The sequence below is a fragment of the Bacillus sp. PAMC28571 genome (assembly GCF_014250435.1).
Lineage (GTDB): Bacteria > Bacillota > Bacilli > Bacillales > Bacillaceae > Bacillus > Bacillus safensis.
Genome location: NZ_CP060191.1, coordinates 984216 through 1000446, shown reverse-complemented (window position 1 = coordinate 1000446; position 16231 = coordinate 984216). Strand labels below are relative to the sequence as shown.

General features: G+C 38.9%; 19 protein-coding genes. 6 read left to right on the top strand and 13 right to left on the bottom strand.

The genetic code is table 11. The features are described from left to right. Positions 1 to 17: 17 nt before the first annotated feature. A complete protein-coding gene (locus H7F25_RS04850) occupies positions 18 to 1589 on the bottom strand; it encodes a Kelch repeat-containing protein (protein ID WP_185854350.1) in 1572 nt (523 codons plus the stop codon). A 165-nt stretch (positions 1590 to 1754) separates the two neighbouring features. Further along, positions 1755 to 2369, bottom strand: a complete 615-nt coding sequence (locus H7F25_RS04845) for a TetR/AcrR family transcriptional regulator (RefSeq protein WP_151039333.1) — start codon at positions 2367 to 2369, stop codon at positions 1755 to 1757. Positions 2370 to 2578: 209 nt separating this feature from the next. On the opposite strand from H7F25_RS04845, the gene H7F25_RS04840 reads away from it, so the two are divergent. Then, complete coding sequence (locus H7F25_RS04840) at positions 2579 to 3691, top strand: NAD(P)-dependent alcohol dehydrogenase (RefSeq protein ID WP_172880967.1); 1113 nt, start codon at positions 2579 to 2581, stop codon at positions 3689 to 3691. A gap of 69 nt (positions 3692 to 3760) precedes the next feature. On the opposite strand, the gene alr is transcribed toward H7F25_RS04840, so the two are convergent. After that, positions 3761 to 4942: an alanine racemase gene (gene alr / locus H7F25_RS04835; RefSeq protein ID WP_034621719.1), complete on the bottom strand. Its 1182-nt coding sequence runs from the start codon at positions 4940 to 4942 to the stop codon at positions 3761 to 3763. Between the two features lie 171 nt (positions 4943 to 5113). Beyond that, complete coding sequence (locus H7F25_RS04830) at positions 5114 to 5725, bottom strand: GlsB/YeaQ/YmgE family stress response membrane protein (protein WP_185854349.1); 612 nt, start codon at positions 5723 to 5725, stop codon at positions 5114 to 5116. 135 nt (positions 5726 to 5860) lie between these two features. Between H7F25_RS04830 and H7F25_RS04825 the strand changes: the two genes are divergently transcribed. Further along, positions 5861 to 6232 (top strand): YunG family protein, encoded by a 372-nt coding sequence (locus H7F25_RS04825; RefSeq protein WP_185854527.1) that lies wholly within the window; start codon positions 5861 to 5863, stop codon positions 6230 to 6232. Between the two features lie 33 nt (positions 6233 to 6265). Here the strand turns inward: H7F25_RS04825 and H7F25_RS04820 are convergent, their stop codons facing one another. The 6 genes from H7F25_RS04820 to H7F25_RS04795 form a co-directional block, all read right to left on the bottom strand. Next, complete coding sequence (locus tag H7F25_RS04820; RefSeq protein ID WP_151862982.1) at positions 6266 to 6715, bottom strand: GyrI-like domain-containing protein; 450 nt, start codon at positions 6713 to 6715, stop codon at positions 6266 to 6268. Positions 6716 to 6924: 209 nt separating this feature from the next. Continuing rightward, on the bottom strand, positions 6925 to 7158 hold the full coding sequence (locus tag H7F25_RS04815; protein ID WP_041105908.1) for a hypothetical protein: 234 nt from the start codon (positions 7156 to 7158) through the stop codon (positions 6925 to 6927). A gap of 93 nt (positions 7159 to 7251) precedes the next feature. Beyond that, positions 7252 to 7392, bottom strand: coding sequence for an aspartate phosphatase (locus H7F25_RS04810; RefSeq protein WP_185854348.1), 141 nt, complete (start codon positions 7390 to 7392; stop codon positions 7252 to 7254). A gap of 4 nt (positions 7393 to 7396) precedes the next feature. After that, positions 7397 to 8515 (bottom strand): Rap family tetratricopeptide repeat protein, encoded by a 1119-nt coding sequence (locus H7F25_RS04805; protein ID WP_185854347.1) that lies wholly within the window; start codon positions 8513 to 8515, stop codon positions 7397 to 7399. A 129-nt stretch (positions 8516 to 8644) separates the two neighbouring features. Beyond that, positions 8645 to 9064: a GNAT family N-acetyltransferase gene (locus H7F25_RS04800; protein ID WP_185854346.1), complete on the bottom strand. Its 420-nt coding sequence runs from the start codon at positions 9062 to 9064 to the stop codon at positions 8645 to 8647. A 30-nt stretch (positions 9065 to 9094) separates the two neighbouring features. Continuing rightward, positions 9095 to 9664, bottom strand: coding sequence for a TetR/AcrR family transcriptional regulator (locus H7F25_RS04795; protein ID WP_185854345.1), 570 nt, complete (start codon positions 9662 to 9664; stop codon positions 9095 to 9097). 186 nt (positions 9665 to 9850) lie between these two features. On the opposite strand from H7F25_RS04795, the gene lpdA reads away from it, so the two are divergent. Further along, positions 9851 to 11245: a dihydrolipoyl dehydrogenase gene (gene lpdA, locus H7F25_RS04790; protein ID WP_185854344.1), complete on the top strand. Its 1395-nt coding sequence runs from the start codon at positions 9851 to 9853 to the stop codon at positions 11243 to 11245. Positions 11246 to 11355: 110 nt separating this feature from the next. Here lpdA and H7F25_RS04785 read toward each other — a convergent pair whose 3' ends face one another. Next, positions 11356 to 12513 carry an MFS transporter gene (locus H7F25_RS04785; RefSeq protein WP_185854343.1) on the bottom strand — a complete coding sequence of 386 codons (1158 nt, stop codon included), beginning with the start codon at positions 12511 to 12513 and terminating at the stop codon, positions 11356 to 11358. A gap of 112 nt (positions 12514 to 12625) precedes the next feature. Between H7F25_RS04785 and H7F25_RS04780 the strand changes: the two genes are divergently transcribed. Both H7F25_RS04780 and H7F25_RS04775 read left to right on the top strand, forming a co-directional pair. Continuing rightward, positions 12626 to 13531, top strand: coding sequence for a LysR family transcriptional regulator (locus H7F25_RS04780; RefSeq protein ID WP_185854342.1), 906 nt, complete (start codon positions 12626 to 12628; stop codon positions 13529 to 13531). Between the two features lie 18 nt (positions 13532 to 13549). After that, the gene (locus H7F25_RS04775) at positions 13550 to 14113 is read left to right on the top strand and encodes a GNAT family N-acetyltransferase (RefSeq protein ID WP_133743929.1); all 564 of its coding nucleotides are present in this window, start codon (positions 13550 to 13552) and stop codon (positions 14111 to 14113) included. Between the two features lie 4 nt (positions 14114 to 14117). Here H7F25_RS04775 and H7F25_RS04770 read toward each other — a convergent pair whose 3' ends face one another. Continuing rightward, positions 14118 to 14642, bottom strand: coding sequence for a DinB family protein (locus H7F25_RS04770; protein ID WP_133743930.1), 525 nt, complete (start codon positions 14640 to 14642; stop codon positions 14118 to 14120). Positions 14643 to 15052: 410 nt separating this feature from the next. Here H7F25_RS04770 and H7F25_RS04765 point away from each other — a divergent pair, with 410 nt between their 5' ends. Continuing rightward, the gene (locus tag H7F25_RS04765) at positions 15053 to 15325 is read left to right on the top strand and encodes a DUF2651 family protein (protein WP_185854341.1); all 273 of its coding nucleotides are present in this window, start codon (positions 15053 to 15055) and stop codon (positions 15323 to 15325) included. Positions 15326 to 15341: 16 nt separating this feature from the next. On the opposite strand, the gene H7F25_RS04760 is transcribed toward H7F25_RS04765, so the two are convergent. Then, complete coding sequence (locus H7F25_RS04760) at positions 15342 to 16172, bottom strand: SMI1/KNR4 family protein (protein ID WP_185854340.1); 831 nt, start codon at positions 16170 to 16172, stop codon at positions 15342 to 15344. Positions 16173 to 16231 lie beyond the last annotated feature (59 nt).

Genomic DNA, 16231 nt, shown 5'->3' with positions numbered 1-16231 from the left:
TTTATCATTTATGAATTTCAGTATTGCTTGATATCAAACATTAAGATATTTTGGTATACGACATAATCCTTCTTACTTATGAAAGGACCTTTATTGTGTTCATCATTGATTTCATAGAAGTTCATACCAATACCAAAGCTTCTTTCTTTGTACCAGTTAAGAAAATCGTTGATTTCTTTCATTGAAAGCAGATAATCCTTTTGCAGCCCGTTGATCATGGTTATAGAAAGTATACCTTTCGCAGTTTCTTCTCCAGGTTTTGTTCCATCCTGATCTTTTGGTTCTTCCGTGGACCCATCACCAGGTTTTGTTCCATCTTGATCTTTCGGTTCTTCCGTGGACCCATCATCAGGTTTTGTTCCGTCTTGATCTTTCGGTTCTTCCGTGGACCCATCACCAGGTTTTGTTCCGTCTTGATCTTTCGGTTCTTCCGTGGACCCATCACCAGGTTTTGTTCCGTCTTGATCTTTCGGTTCTTCCGTGGATCCATCACCAGGTTTTGTTCCGTCCTGATCTTTTGGTTCTTCTGTTGCATCTTCATCTGGCTTTGCTTCATCTTCAGTTATTTGCAAGTCACTTAATGGAATAGAAATCACTGATTTGTAATCACTTTTTGCAGAAAAATTCCCCATATAATATGAGTAGTTACGTCCGCCAATGACATACAATTGATCATCAACAATTGCCGCGACAGCTGATACTCTACCTTCTGGTAAATCATACGCTGAATTTTTAAATTGACCATCTTTTGGATTGAAAATTTGAACTTTATTCAGTATTTCACTTGAACGATCACCAGTCCGCTGTCCACCAATAACGAAGAATTTTCCATTATATGTTTCGTAGGCCGGTTCAAATACATATGAGGTTAAGTCACTATCTTTTAATTTACTCCATTTATCTGATGAAATATCATACTGGAACAAAGATCTTTCTCTACTATGCCCGATCGAATTTTCTCCACCTGCAACATATATTTTGCCGTCAATTGCAGAAATGGCTCTTCCATTTCGAGATGGTAAAGCCGATGAGTCCAAGCTCTTCCATTCACCAGTGGCAGTATTGAATTGATAGACATTATTTTTATAAGAGTTTTTTGAAGAGACAATATATATATTCTCTTTCACTGCAACTGCGTACAAAGTTCCCTTGCTATAAGTTGAAAATACAGGGTCTCTTGGAATTTGAATCGGTTCTTCAGCCCACTGATCAAGTTCTGCATCATAAATATCAATCGTATTATAGGCTACTTTAGTATCTTCGTTAATCCCGCCTATTAAATAGATTTTTTTACCTACAGTAGCATATGTTCCACCTGTTCTATATCTTGGCATACTTGCTTTCTCTTCCCACACATCTTTCTTAGGGTCATACATAAATGTTTGGTTGTTTAATTTATTTTTTTCACTTGCTCCACCAAACACATAAATCTTTCCATCAACAACTCCCACACCAGCATTTATACGTTCTTCTGGTAGATCAGCTCGTTTCGTCCATCCAGTTGAATTTTCCACTGCATTTAATTTGAATGGACTAAGGGTACTCAATAACAGAAGTACCGTGATGAATAATAAAAATCTTTTTTTCATTTCCTATTCCTCCAACTCGTTATATTCCCTCCTTTTATCGTTCGTTTTTTTACAAAGTTTACAATTTAAAGAAATTAAGATGAATCACTTTAAAAATCAAATGAAACCAAAAATCACTCATTCAATCATCTAAATATGTGGTGTGATGAAGATATGTTCTAAACATCACGTTTTAATAATCGGTTCATCGCTCTTCAGCTCAATCATGAGTGAGGATTGATTATATAATAAATTGATAATGCGGCGTGCCATTTCAGAGGGGGACGCATTGTAGTCATTTCTAATCCATTCAATGATAAAACCAAAGATGCCGTATGAACGATATTGGATAAAATAACTGTCGTTGATTTCTGCATACTGATCACTCACAAACGACATTCTATTTTGGAAGATGTATTGTATTTTCTTAAGCAATTGTTCTTGTATTTGCGGGATGCGGTCTTCCATAACTAATAAATCATAATAGTCTCGATTTTCGACGATATATTGAAATACATAGGTGCCCTCTGGTTTCATGCGAGTTAAGTCTAACAGGGGATTTTCACGAGTCGGCTTACAAAATTCATATTCGAAATCTTCCATTTCCCGATAAATAAAATCTGCTGCTAGTTCATCTTTACTTTCATAATGCACATAAAACGTCGTCCGATTATAGTTTGCATTTTCCACAATATCCTTTACTTTTACGTGCGAATATCCTTTTTCTTTTACTAGTATTTTGAATGTTTGCCGAAGTGTTTCTTTTGTTCGCTCAACACGGCGATCCTCTTTTTTGATCATTGGCCCCTCCTTTAGACACTTTTTAAAAAATGTTGATTAGAGATACATAAATTCCTGTGTGTTGAAAACCTATACAAAAAAGTTTTTTTGCTGATTGAAACGAAAAATCTTTCGTCCTACAATCAAATTAGTCATAAAGAAATGAATTTTTTGTGACATTTGATCTAACTTTATTAAATATTATACTATACAAAGTGAGGGCACATGATATGGAAATTCAAGCGATGGTCACAACAAATGAAAAAGATTTCGAGAAACAAACGTTATTACTAGATGACCCAAAAGCAGATGAAGTGCTCGTCAAAATTGTTGCATCTGGCGTCTGTCATACTGATGCGACAGTATTAGATGGAACGCTTCCTGTCCCACGTCCTGCTTTATTAGGACATGAAGGCTCTGGCATTGTAGTCAAAGCAGGTTCTAATGTCACAACCGTTCAAGAAGGAGACCACGTTGTACTAGGTTTCTCTTATTGTGGTCATTGTCATAATTGTTTAGATGGGAACGCAGGTGGATGTGAGAACATGATGCCTTTGAATTTCTCTGGTCGTAATAAGCATAATGAAACGCCACTTCATACACATGATCACCAAGATGTATCGCAATTTTTTGGTCAATCGTCATTTGGTACATATGCCACGGTTGATGAGAAAAATGTGGTGAAAGTAGACAAAGAAACCGATTTACGTTATTTAGGCCCATTCGGATGCGGCTTAATGACCGGGAGCGGTACTGTCTTAAATTCACTTGCTCCAGCACCAGGTACAAGCTTTGTAGTGTTCGGTACAGGTGCTGTTGGTTTAAGTGGGTTAATGGCAGCAAAAATCGCTGGCTGTGATCCGATTATTGCCGTTGATATTCATGATAGCCGCCTTGAGTTAGCAAAAGAATTAGGTGCAACACATATCGTCAACAGTAAGCATGAGAATCCAGCTGAAAAAATTAAGGAAATAACAGAAGGCAAAGGTGCACATTACTCATTTGAAACAACTGGTGTACCAGAAGTCACTCTAGCTGCCCTTCATTGCCTGCGTGTCAAAGGGACTTGTGCAACAGTAGCAGTAGGAAAGCGCGATTTAACATTTAATGTAACAAATGACCTAATGATCAATGCTCTCACGTTAAAAGGTGTGATAGAAGGGGATGCCGTTCCACAACTACTTATTCCTAAACTAGTGAAGTTCTTTAAAAATGGACAATTCCCAGTTGAGAAACTAGCAAAATTCTACGAATTAGAAGATATTGAACAAGCCTTTGAAGATTCTAAAAATGGATCTACGATTAAACCAATTCTTATTTTAGATAAAGAGTATCGTGCTTAAGTCGTGAAAGTTAGCCCCCTTGCCATGTAAAGGGGGCTAATCGAATTTTGCAGTGTGCTTAAATTGAGATCACACATACATCACCGGTGTCGATATTTTAATAATCTTCCCGCCTCGACGGTAAAATCTTGGGACGCGGCGGCTTAAGGTGGCGATGACTTCGTAGTTGATCGTATTGAGCATTTCGGCGATTTCATCGACAGAAATTTCTCCGCCCTTTTGACGACCATATATGACGACTTCTTCGCCTTGCTTTGCTTTCATTTCTCCTAAACTGATCATGGTCATATCCATGGTGACGCGGCCAGCAATCGGCATTCGTTTTCCACGGAAAAGCATAAATCCTCGATTGGATAATGCTCGTGAGTACCCATCTGCATAACCGATTGGTATAGTTGCTATAACTTCATCAGGTTTGGCTACATAGGTTGCCCCATAGCTGACGGTCCTTGGCTTTGTCACCATTTCCTTCACGAACGCAATCCTTGCTTTTAAACTGAGAGCGGGCTCTAGCTGAACAGCATCTAAACTCTCAATGTATTGCGAAGGATACAGTCCATAAAGTCCGATGCCTAGCCGTATCATATCTGCGCTAAATTCAGGAAATGCGATGGCAGCCGCTGTATTGTTCATATGTACCGTGGGCAAAGTAATGCCTTGTTTCTTTAAGAAACGAAGAAAATCAATAAAAATGCTGTGCTGCAGCAGTGTGAAATCAGGGTCAGGCTCATCCGCAGTGGAGAAATGCGTAAATATTCCATCCCACCTCAGGTTTTCACTCTTTTCAAGCGCCTCCACCACCTCTAACAGCTCTTCCTTTGTCCGTACACCTAATCGTCCCATCCCTGTGTCAACATTGACATGAATCCCAAGGCGATGCTGACTTTCTTCTTCCGCTAAGATCTCATTTGCTTGAACAATCCAGTCTTCTCGAAGGCCGGAGAGGTCAATTCTCCAGGCTGCAGCCCTTTTCACACAGTCGAGCGGGGTAAATCCAAGGACCAGAATCGGTGCTTCAATTTTTGCTCTCCGCAATACAATGCCTTCTTCCAAGCTGGCAACCGCAAGCTCTGTCGCACCGCTTTCTAGTGCTTGCCGCGCTACTTCAACTGAACCGTGTCCATAAGCATTCGCCTTTACGACAGCCATGATCTTGCTTTTCCTTGGAATATGCGCTTGAATGGCTTCGATATTTCTTTTAATCGCGTCAAGATTGACCTCGATCCAGACTTCCCTGCAAAGCTTTTGCATGTATGTTTCCTCCAGTCATTTCGATATCAATGTTCGTTTTCGTGTCTAGTCTATCTTTATTCATTTTTGAGAAAAACATTCAACCGCAATGATTGAACCAGCTTTGTCTTGATGGACATAAAAAAAGAAACCACCTCAAATGGTGATTTCTTCTTTATGAACAGTCATTTATTAAACCGCAGATTTCATCATTGAATCAATTTCATGATAAATCTCCTTCAGATTTTCTCGTTCAGTCAAATATTCGGCAGTGCTCTTACGAACAGGGACATCAAATGCCAGAAAGGTGAACGTGATCGTTGATGATTCCTGATCATTCATAGTTAATCTCAATTCAAGTGTCGAGATCTCTTCATTATTATCACTCTCAACAGATTGTTCAATCGGCACACCATCTTCTAACATGTCAACTTGTTTCAACTCTTTCAAGGAAAGCTCAGTGACTTCAAACTTGAATTTTCGAGATGAGCGGCCAGGTTGATGTGTAATTAAGCGTATTACCTTTCGCTCATCATCAATCGCAAAGCCTTTATCCACATTTTGTGAAAAGATGTATGTTGAAGCCTGAAACCCGTCTTCTTGAAAAAGCATCATCATTTTATCTAATAATATATTTGGATCATTCTTTTCTTTTTGCCTTTGCAGCCTACCCGCTATCCATAAAATGACCATTGCACCGATGATGCTAAAAACCGTTCCCAGCCCATTCCCTACATCTACGAAAACAGTAAAGCCTAAAATAGCAACAATATAAGCGATTACAATACCTATGATGAATACCACACCGAGCTCCTCCTGTCATGAATCTTCATTGTTATATTGGTTTAGCCATAGTATAGCATCTGGATTTTGATCGAAAAAAAATCTACTATAGACTAAACAGATACTATATTCAGCTTTTAAATAGAAAGGATTTTTATCAGGAACCTCTACACGACAGACGAAATCATTGATGCTCTTTTTAAAGCATGGTCTTCTCAATCTAGTTCAAAATGGAGTAAAGAAAACCCGGCCAATGGACAATGCGGTGTCACTTCTTTAGTCGTCCATGATCTTTTAGGCGGAAAAATAAACAAAACCGCATTACCCAACGGATGGCACTTTTACAACGTAGTGAATGGAAAAAGAATCGACTTTACTTCTTCACAATTCTCAGAGGAAATCGTTTATATGGATGTACCTTCAAATCGAGAAGAAGCGTTTGAAGATACGAATGAGGATCAGTATCGTTATTTAAAGGAGCGAGTCGTAGAATATTTAAACATATATTATCATGAAAACAGACCATAAGAGGTCTGTTTTCATTGCAGTTCGATAAAGTGTTTAAAAGATAGGCAGTAAGAACTCACACACGCCTTCTTCTTCTCTATATCGCTCTATGATAGGTTCCTGACGCATGTTCAATTGATTGTTTTGGATCATTTGGGGCAATTGTCTCCAGAACAAATTAACTTTTTCGGTTGTATGTGTCACTGTAAACACAGCATACGTTCCCCCTTCAAAATGACCAGTCTGAACCATTTGATCTTTTGAGAAATCTCTATTTGTCATAAGCATGAGGTCGTATCTGCATTTTTCTGATGGAATTTTTCCAGGATCATCTTGAGGAACACCATATATACCATATTCCTTTAATTCATCATTTAAATGATGTTGCTTAATCCATTTTTTAAATCTCTTCATCATCTCAAAATTCTCTTTGCTGCCATATGATCCTATATTTCTCATATACACCATTTTCATATTCGTTAACATTTCAATTTTGTAATTCATGATTTCCCTCCAATTTTTATTGGAAGACTGGCCAATCATTCCTTACAACCAACGGTAACATCCTTTAAAATATAATGCAGTAGGATATTAAAAATAATGTAAAGTTTGATGGAAAATACATATGGAGGATTTGCGATCTAGCTAGCTCATACATGAAGTAATCTCATTTTCTCTTTCATAAGATATCAAATTTTTTAGCCGCTCACTTATTATTGATTTTCCTTTGAAGATTTAGCACCGAGAAAGACGCCAATCAAATAGATGATTGTTCCAAAAAACAAACCATTTAACAAACTGATAAACAACATCTTACAAACAAGGCCAACATAATAAGACGCTGGCGTCCCTGGAAACACAGCCATATTGAACAGGCTAATCATAAAGGTTAAAGCAAAAGATATAATGAAAATCCTTCGAAATAATGTTGATTTTAACATTGTCATTTTACTTCCTCCTTAATATCTTTTCTATGGAAAAAATATTCTTTATTCATAGCGTATATTCCGTTTTAAAATAAAAAGCCCTTAAGGGGCTTTTTATTTAGCAGTATAACCGATACTTGCAGTATGACCTCTCCTAGCTTCATCATGACTTGCTGTCACTTCAGATGTAAAATAACCAACAATACTGATGACACTGATCATCACGCATACGACTGATAATGTTTTAAATTTCATACTATCAGTCCCCCCGCTTCACTTGAGTTTGGAAATAAAGAATCTTTTCATAGAAATGCATCGCATTGTCTTTATCTCCCATTTCATTATAATATTTTGCAGCATCTTTTGCTAAATCTTCAAGATCAGGATACATTGACTTTATTTCTAGCAATTCCATTATTTTTTCCAACTGCTCAAAATTGTTGTCAACGTATAGTGACCTTAAAAATTTGAATATCAATAACAGCACATGATCTTTCAGCTTTTCAGATAGTTCTATGCCGTTATTTAAAGCATATATACCTAAATCCTGTTCTTTCTTTTTGAAGTAGGCTTTTGACAACATAATGAGCGGGTCTAAGATTCTATTTAAATGTTCGTATCCCTGTTCTCTAAATGCTCGAATTGAGTCATTAAAATGAATAATTGCTTGTGCTATTTCTTTATTATGAAAATAACTCAACCCTAAATTATAGAGTGCTGATCCTTTTAATCGTTTTGTTGAGTTGTCGGCGGCTTTTTCTAGTGCGTGTTGAAAATGGGGTATTGCTTTTTCGGGGCAGCCCATATCTATATAGTTCAATCCGATCACAAAAGAACATTGTATTTCTCTTACAGTGTATGTATCTTTTTCTCGATAACATTGTATCGCCTGTGCGATATGGTGCATGGACATGTGGGTTTGTTTCATGTGGTAATAGATTTCAGCCATCTTGTAATTGAACTCGGCCCGTTCAATATCGTCACTGACAAGAGACAGCTTTTTTTCTGCCCGTTTATAGAAGGTAATCGCATTTAGGTATTCATAGTTTTCAAATTCATACATGCCGTAGAAAAAATTGAAGTAATACTCGAGTAATCCTGTTAATTTCTCTTGGTCCCTTTTGATCTTCATTGCGAGCTCCTTGAAGTTGGCCCGCTCTTTCCCATTTTCTAAAGGATTCAAGTAATCAAGCATTAATTTATGTCTGAACTCCATGAGTGAGAAATACAATAATAAATCTTGATTTTCTTCCATATGATCAAGCATTGATTTGATTTCCTCTTTATATGCTTCGGCGTCCGGTACGTTAAATCTTTGAATATGATAATACCATTCATTGATTTTCAAACCGACGTGAGAAGAAAGCAATTTCTCCATCAGCCCTTACCCCTTCCTCTATTTTCCCTATAATGACATATATTATCATTTTATGAACCATTCGACACCGAAAAGAAACCGCAAAAAGGCCCTATAAAAGGCCCTGTGAATAATAAGGTAAAAAGACTTCTATTCATAAATAAGCACCCAGTATTCCGCCCCAGGTTCTCCTTCTTCTACAACAGCCTTCCAGCCTCTTTTTTGATAAAAAGATAAAGCTTTGTGATTTTCGGAGACACATTTGAGGGTGACTGGTGTTCCCAAAACTTTTATCGCTTGTTTGAGCAGCAGATCGCCTGCCCCTTGACCAGCAGCTTCTGGATGTACAAACAAGAGGTGAATAAAACGATCTGGTACATATAGAGAAATGAATCCAAGGGTTTTATTGTTCTCTTCAACTAAGAAAATTTGCTCTTCCTGCGTATCTTGATCAAAATCTTGCAGATTGAGTTCTTCTGGATTGAGCCAGTGAAAGCTCTGGCGTCGGGATTCTAAATAGATTTGTCTTAATTCTGGATAATCTTCTATGCTTGCTTCTCTAATCAACATCGCAACATCCCCTATGTTTTTATTTGAATGTTAATTCTCCTCTAGAACGCGTTTTGCCTGCATTATCCCTGCCAGTAACAATTGATCACTGAAATGCGAATCATTGACAGCACGTGCAAGAGCGATTGTACCAATCATGCTGCTTACTAGTGCGTAACTCGTAGAGAGATCTATGTTTCCAGCATCAGCTATAAACTCCATAAATCGTTTCAGTTCATCGGTATAAGCTTTCCGTACCTCTTGCGATAATTGAGAAATTTCTCCTGCCAGCGCAGGCAGTATACAGCCGACCTCCATCTGATCACGGTGAACGGAACTTAAATAAAATTCAATGATCGTCTGAATTCGAGGCTGGTCTGCTTTCTTGTCTGCAACACTTTGTAGCAGCTTTATCGTATCAGTAATAGCAAAATGAAAAGCCTCTATCACTAACTGATCCTTGTTCTTAAAGTGAGCGTAAAATCCTCCATGAGTTAGACCTGCCCCTTTCATAATAAATGGCAAACTGATATTACGAACGCCATTTGTTCGAAATGCTCGTGCAGCACTTGCAATGATCTGCTCTCTCACTTTTGACTTATGACCTTTCGGGTAAGGCATTCCTCTTCCTAACCTCCTTCTCTTTCACTGATTCTAAGTATGACTATCAAAATATTATATTCATCATATTATCTTGTGTCAATTGACTGAAATCCATCTTTCCTTACTAGATAGGATTGACTTCATTAAAATATGACGACTATAATATATTATGGTCATCATATTTTAAAGTTGGAGGTGCAAGAAATGATTCATTTAGAAACAGTAGATACATTAGTAATTGGATCAGGTCCGGGAGGCTACGTGGCGGCATTACGTTCAGCTCATCTCGGCATGAAGACAGCGATTGTAGAGCGTGATCAGTTAGGTGGAGTATGCACCCATGTAGGCTGTATCCCTTCAAAGGCGCTAATAGCAGAAGCAGAGCGGTTCAAACTCCGCACCCAATGGGGTGGTTTTCAAGATGGCAACTCTTTCAAGGAAGCTCAAGCGTTCAAAAAAGCTGTTGTGAAAAAACAAGCGGGAGGCGTCCAATTTTTGTTAAAGTCAGCGGGAGTTACCATACTGGAAGGCGAGGCAAGCTTGATCGATCAGCATACAGCGCTCATTCAACATGCCGAAAAAGGTGAAAAGCGAATCAACTTCAAACACCTTATACTAGCAACCGGTTCCCGTCCAATTGAAATTAAATCACTCCCTTTCGGAGGTCGTATATTGTCTTCCACTGAAGCACTCTCCCTTCCCGAGATCCCTAAAAGCCTTGTCGTAGTTGGGGGCGGGTATATTGGTGTTGAACTAGGGCAGATGTTTGCAAGATTTGGAACAAAAGTCACCATCTTGGAAGGTGGCAATCAAGTATTGCCTGGCTTTGAAAGTGAACTTGTCTCGCCTGTCGTTCGTCAATTGAAAGAAGATAACATCACGCTGATTACAGGAGCAAACGTCACAGATGCCGAGCAGCATATGAGCGGAATTGATCTTCATTATGAGAAACAGAAAGAAAGCTACACGGTGAAAGCGGAATATGCCCTAATTACTGTCGGTAGAAAACCGAATACAGATGGAACATTAGGTCTTGATTCTATCGGGTTGTCTATTCCCTCTCACGGACGTATTGAAATTGATGAACAATGCAGAACATCCATCCCGCGCATATATGCGATTGGTGATATCACCGAGGGTCCTGCTCTGGCTCATAAAGCTTCCTATGAAGCGAAGGTTGCAGCAGAGGCAATCGCTGGTAAACCTTCTATTATAGATTATAAAGCGATCCCACTTGTTGTTTTTTCCAGTCCAGAATTGGCGAGTGTTGGACTAAGCGAAACGGATTGCAAGCAACAATCCATTCCGACTGTCATTGGGAAAACAATGTTCTCCATTAATGGCCGAGCGCTTGCATTAAAAGAACCAGAAGGTTTTGTGAAGATTGTAGCCCATGCTGAATCTGGTCTTATTCTAGGAGCACAAATCGTAGGTGTTGAAGCATCTACTCTTATATCAGAACTAGCTCTCTCTATAGAAATTGGCGCTACAGCAGAAGATTTAGCAATGACGATTCATCCTCACCCAACATTAGGTGAAATGATCATGGAAGCTGCAGAAATAGCCACCCGTAAAGTTGAAAAATATCTTGCACGATAAATGGTTCAGGTGCAGCTTCTAAAAAAATAATCGCCATAGCCTATATATTTAGGAATAGGCTATGGCGATTTCCATTGTGCAATTATATAAAAGAGCCGATCAATTTATCTTTAATTGGATCCCACTTCGCGTTTTTTACCGAGATTCATGGATAACTGAACGCCAATCATCAGCATGACGATGACAAGCATTGCCACAATGGAAGCATAAAAATGTCCGCTTAGATCGAAAACCAAACCTATGAAAAACGGACCGAATCCACCCACGATGTACCCGCCCATCTGCGACATCGCGGACCATGTTCCAGCTTCCTCCGGAGTACTCGTCTCCATAATCGGGAGCATAAGCGCTAAAGGAAATAATCCACCTGCACCCATACCTAGGAAAATGACGGCTGGCAAGATCGGCATTGGCAGAAGAAGAAAGATAAGTCCAATGAGTTCAGACAGACTGCATAAGATGAGAAATAATTTCGGTTTTCCTAATCGAGTAACGACCGCTGGAACGAGTAGTGCCACCGGAATCTGAATGAGTGTAAATATGGTCAAGAGCATGGCAGCATATTGCGGACTGTTTCCGAAACTAAGAGCAATCGGTGAAATCCATGCCGTCAAAGAATAAAACATACTGGACATAAAGCCAAAGAACAAGGTGAATTGAATGGCCTTTTTGTTTCTCAACGGCAATTTTAACGGCAAAGTTACATGATCACTCTGCTCATTTTTGCGAACTAAACCGACCCATAGAATAAGTGCAATCACGCCTAGAATAGCCCAGCAGGACAATGCAAATGGAAGATGATGCTGACTGCGCAGATAAATCGGAATGGTAAAGCCGGAAGCGAGCGCTGCACCTATTGTCATCGAAATTGAATACACACTGACGATACCAGGATTTCTCGGGAAATATTTTTTAATAAAACTAGACAATAAAGGACCCGCAAAGCTAATCCCTACCCCTCCTGCAAACGCAGTCATGAGAAGGATAGCAACCGATTGGCTTGTACCACGCAGTGCGGTGGCAATCGTGATAAGCAGAATTGAGAAAAACAGCGTTCTTTCTAAACCAAAACGCCGGCTGAGTATCGTCGCAACAGGAGCAAATATTCCCATACAAAGAACAGGCAAAGTGGTCAAAAGACTTGCTGTCAGTGCGTTTACGCCAAGCTCCGATTGGATCATGCTCATCATGGAAGCTACGGAAGTAATGATCGGACGTAAGTTTAATGCCGCTAAAAATAAAGCGGCTAAATAATATATTTTTTTCATCAATACCCTTCTTTCTCTCTCATCTTATTAAGGTTACTTTGAGTATAAATCTGCTTCATTCATTGATCAATACAATAAATCGTATTATGATGATAGGAAAAGACTATCGTTTATGAAAGGAGGACAAATGGATACCCGGCATATTACCTATTTTATGGCTGTATATCATCATTTGCATTTTACAAAGGCTGCTGAGCAGCTAGGCATATCACAGCCTACACTTAGCCAGCAAATTCGACTGCTTGAAGCAGAAGTTGGGATGCCGCTCTTTGATCGAATCGGCAAAAAAGTCGTGGCCACCGAAGCTGGTTCGCTTCTTTATCAATATGGCATGAAAATGCTTCAAGCTGAAAGAGATGCAAAAAATGCGATGAAAGAACTATTATCAGAAAAACGAGGAACCGTTCGTCTCGCAGTACTCCCCTCCGATCTTGATTTTCAGCTGGTGCCACTTTTTGTAGAATTTAAAACACTTTACCCCGAAACCAATCTGAAGGCATATTCAAATATTTTCGTTCGTGATGAAGTCCTTTCGCATAAAGTAGATCTCGGCATCGGGCTGCGAGGGCCTGCGGATAAACGGCTCGTTCAAATTCCACTTGGAAGTGAGCCTTACGAATTATTTGTTAATTCAGAAAGTGATTTGGCCCAAAAAAGTGAAGTGACATTAAAAGAGCTGGCTCAGCATGCGTTGGTCATGTATCCAAAGGGATATCTAGGAAGGGATTTAGTAGATGACGTATGTAAAGAACAGGGTGTTGAACTGGACACTGCCATGGAGGTTGGGTCTGCATCTTCGCTATTGCAGCTGGTTGAAGCGGGAATCGGCGCAACCATTCAGCCAAGAGGATTACTAAAACAACATTCGACGTGGCCCAATATTGTTTCGATTCCTATTGCTGAGCCAGCACCTGTCCGTCACTTGGAATTAATTTATTATGCAGATCGATTTGTCAGCAAAGCACAACAGCAGCTATCTGAATGGCTGATAGACTTTTTCAAATCAAGAACAAACTAAAAAAAGTGAGGTAAACACATGAAGAATGCAAACAGCATATTTACAAGAACAAACCGGGTTGTTATTCGCCAATTTGATAGACAGGATATTGAAGCATTTTATCAATATCGAGCAAATCCTTCTATAGCAAAATTTCAATCTTGGGAAAACTACACATACGAAGATGCTGAATCATTTGTTCAACATCAAATGACACAAAAACCTAATCAACCGGGGACGTGGTTTCAATACGCAATTGCCTTATCTGACTCCAATCAGCTGATAGGAGATTGCGCCATTCATACGCTTGACAGTGAGCCAAGAATTGTTGAAATAGGTTTTACACTCGCGCCTGAATACCAAGGAATGGGCTATATTCATGAAGCTCTCAGTTCAATCTTCGAATATATTTTTATGACACTGAACAAACATAAAATCATTGCCTTTACAGATGTGCGCAACGAAAAATCCATTCGAGTGCTGGAACGTTTAGAAATGAGACGCGAAGGACATTTGCTGCAAAATTATATGTCGAAGGGGCATTGGGTCGATGAATACCAATATGCCATGCTTCAATCTGAGTGGGCCGCTAGGCGTCATTAAACATTTATTTCCTATTCAAAATTCCTAAATAAGCGCTCCACGGGCCCACATCGGCTCGATATCGTTCCGCCATGACCCGAACAATCTGGGACATATGTGTGAAGTCATGGACAACCCACGCAGAAAGTAATTCGCTCACTTGCACGACCCCAAACTCCGGATGGACGCCCTTTTTCTCTAAATCAAGGCCTGATTGTGTCATGCGTTGAATGTATGCCACATTCTCCATCCGCACATGCTGAAACTCAGATAGTGCTTGCTCTATCTGTCTTTCAGATTGGTTCAAATGAGAGTATCGGTCAAACGCAGGAAATGGTGTATTCTCTCCATCAGCAAGAATCACATTTAATCGAGGAATCCAATTGAATTTTTCTGCTTCAATCAAATGCTCAATGACTTCAATCGGATTCCACGTTCCCTCCCCTTCACTGCTGTGAAGCCAATCCTTCGATAAACCGGACAAAAGACTTTCTAACGTGTGAGGAGTTCGACTCAACATATCTAAAGCTTCATTTAAATTGAAATTCATGTGGTTGCTCCTTTATCCATTTTCTTTATTCTAATGGATTTTGGATAGATTGTAACTCATACCTCAAGACAGATAAAAAAATTCAAAACCGCTTTTAATCAACCTACTATATAAAAAAAGACCTTTTCTATAATACTCTCAATACTTTCCGTAAGATGGCTAATTGCATACTTACAGACTGAATACAAGTACGATGATCACTGTAGCTAGGTAAGGAGAGTTCAAGATCATTAGATAATAAGTTTATTAATACATTCCATATTAATACATAAATGTCATCAATAATGTTATGATATAAATCATTAATTTATTTCTCGCAATTAAACTCAAAATCCCCACATATGGGAGAAGTCAGCATGAGTTTTTTTAGAGATATAGAATGATTTAAGTAATCTAAAGGGAGAATTGATATGACTCATTTAGAATTCGCATTCGGCTTGCTTCCAATAAGTATTATCGTCGTTTCATTTATCGTCACATTATTTATACAAAAGATTTATTTCATGCCAGTTTTGAGCTTTATGATATTATTCATCCTGACATTTACACTTTTTAATACCTCCTTTTTAGGCTGGGCCATTGTTTACACTTTATTCTCATTCATTACTTCTTTTATTGCATTATTCATCATCAACACTTTACATAAAAAGAAATCCCAAACTAAAATCAAAAAGCCCTTTTAAGGGCTTTTTGATTTTACTATGGTTTTTTCACTGGATGAATGTCTTCTCCTAAAAGAGTGGTAAGAGACTCTCCACTATCTTCTAGAAACTCCGCTATTTCTTGCAGCTCTTTATTGATACGGTCATTCCTTGGCATATCAGGATTTAACAAAAGAATGGAGTGAACAGTCGTGGCTGCTTCGTACAAGACATTTTGATCTTTTATCTGTTTGATGCATTGTTTCATACGATCGAAAAACCATTCAATCTCTTCAATTTCTTCCATCGGATAATGTGCCATTTTAAAAAGATTCTGCTGACGAAGGTCTTGTCTTTCAAAAATTTGTTCAAGCTCTTCTCTACTTATATATAATTCAGAAGATTCATCATCAATCTCTACTACCTCGACCATCACATCTTCAGCTGAATATAACTGCTCAATAAAATCATCGAAAGTATCCGCCAGCTTAAAATCGACTCCCATTTCTAAATCAAAATAGTGAATAGGCGGGTGTTCCTTCGTTTTTCGATAATCCATTGCGATCCATGTATCTTCCTCTCCGCTGATGATCACAAGTCCCTCCGGCAGCTCCAATTCATCACTTAACTGGGAACTATTCATGATGCCATCATCTTTGGCGATTCCTCTTAGATGGTCAAATTGAACATGATCCTCAGCCCATGAATTCGGTTGTCCCGTTGGAAACGCATTACGAACTGTAAAGCCACCATTCCATTCTAAGATGAGCTTTTTATATGTATCAGGTAAAGCGACACCAAGTCTTCCCTCTGCTTCACGAATTTTTTCCTCATCTATCTTTTCTAACGTGAAAGGACTCGCTTCTTCTTTCTCCCAAAAAGGTTTCAAAGTGGATGCCTCCCTATATCTATTGAGATAAGTATAACATTGACCAACTATTCATTCGC

What these genes read in the sequence shown, in the direction of transcription:
- H7F25_RS04850 (WP_185854350.1), bottom strand. Translation starts at nt 1,589, where the DNA reads ATGAAAAAAAGATTTTTATTATTCATCACGGTACTTCTGTTATTGAGT.
- H7F25_RS04845 (WP_151039333.1), bottom strand. Translation starts at nt 2,369, where the DNA reads ATGATCAAAAAAGAGGATCGCCGTGTTGAGCGAACAAAAGAAACACTT.
- H7F25_RS04840 (WP_172880967.1), top strand. Translation starts at nt 2,579, where the DNA reads ATGGAAATTCAAGCGATGGTCACAACAAATGAAAAAGATTTCGAGAAA.
- alr (WP_034621719.1), bottom strand. Translation starts at nt 4,942, where the DNA reads ATGCAAAAGCTTTGCAGGGAAGTCTGGATCGAGGTCAATCTTGACGCG.
- H7F25_RS04820 (WP_151862982.1), bottom strand. Translation starts at nt 6,715, where the DNA reads ATGAATTACAAAATTGAAATGTTAACGAATATGAAAATGGTGTATATG.
- H7F25_RS04815 (WP_041105908.1), bottom strand. Translation starts at nt 7,158, where the DNA reads ATGACAATGTTAAAATCAACATTATTTCGAAGGATTTTCATTATATCT.
- H7F25_RS04810 (WP_185854348.1), bottom strand. Translation starts at nt 7,392, where the DNA reads ATGAAATTTAAAACATTATCAGTCGTATGCGTGATGATCAGTGTCATC.
- H7F25_RS04805 (WP_185854347.1), bottom strand. Translation starts at nt 8,515, where the DNA reads ATGGAGAAATTGCTTTCTTCTCACGTCGGTTTGAAAATCAATGAATGG.
- H7F25_RS04800 (WP_185854346.1), bottom strand. Translation starts at nt 9,064, where the DNA reads ATGTTGATTAGAGAAGCAAGCATAGAAGATTATCCAGAATTAAGACAA.
- H7F25_RS04795 (WP_185854345.1), bottom strand. Translation starts at nt 9,664, where the DNA reads ATGCCTTACCCGAAAGGTCATAAGTCAAAAGTGAGAGAGCAGATCATT.
- lpdA (WP_185854344.1), top strand. Translation starts at nt 9,851, where the DNA reads ATGATTCATTTAGAAACAGTAGATACATTAGTAATTGGATCAGGTCCG.
- H7F25_RS04785 (WP_185854343.1), bottom strand. Translation starts at nt 12,513, where the DNA reads ATGAAAAAAATATATTATTTAGCCGCTTTATTTTTAGCGGCATTAAAC.
- H7F25_RS04780 (WP_185854342.1), top strand. Translation starts at nt 12,626, where the DNA reads ATGAAAGGAGGACAAATGGATACCCGGCATATTACCTATTTTATGGCT.
- H7F25_RS04775 (WP_133743929.1), top strand. Translation starts at nt 13,550, where the DNA reads ATGAAGAATGCAAACAGCATATTTACAAGAACAAACCGGGTTGTTATT.
- H7F25_RS04770 (WP_133743930.1), bottom strand. Translation starts at nt 14,642, where the DNA reads ATGAATTTCAATTTAAATGAAGCTTTAGATATGTTGAGTCGAACTCCT.
- H7F25_RS04765 (WP_185854341.1), top strand. Translation starts at nt 15,053, where the DNA reads ATGACTCATTTAGAATTCGCATTCGGCTTGCTTCCAATAAGTATTATC.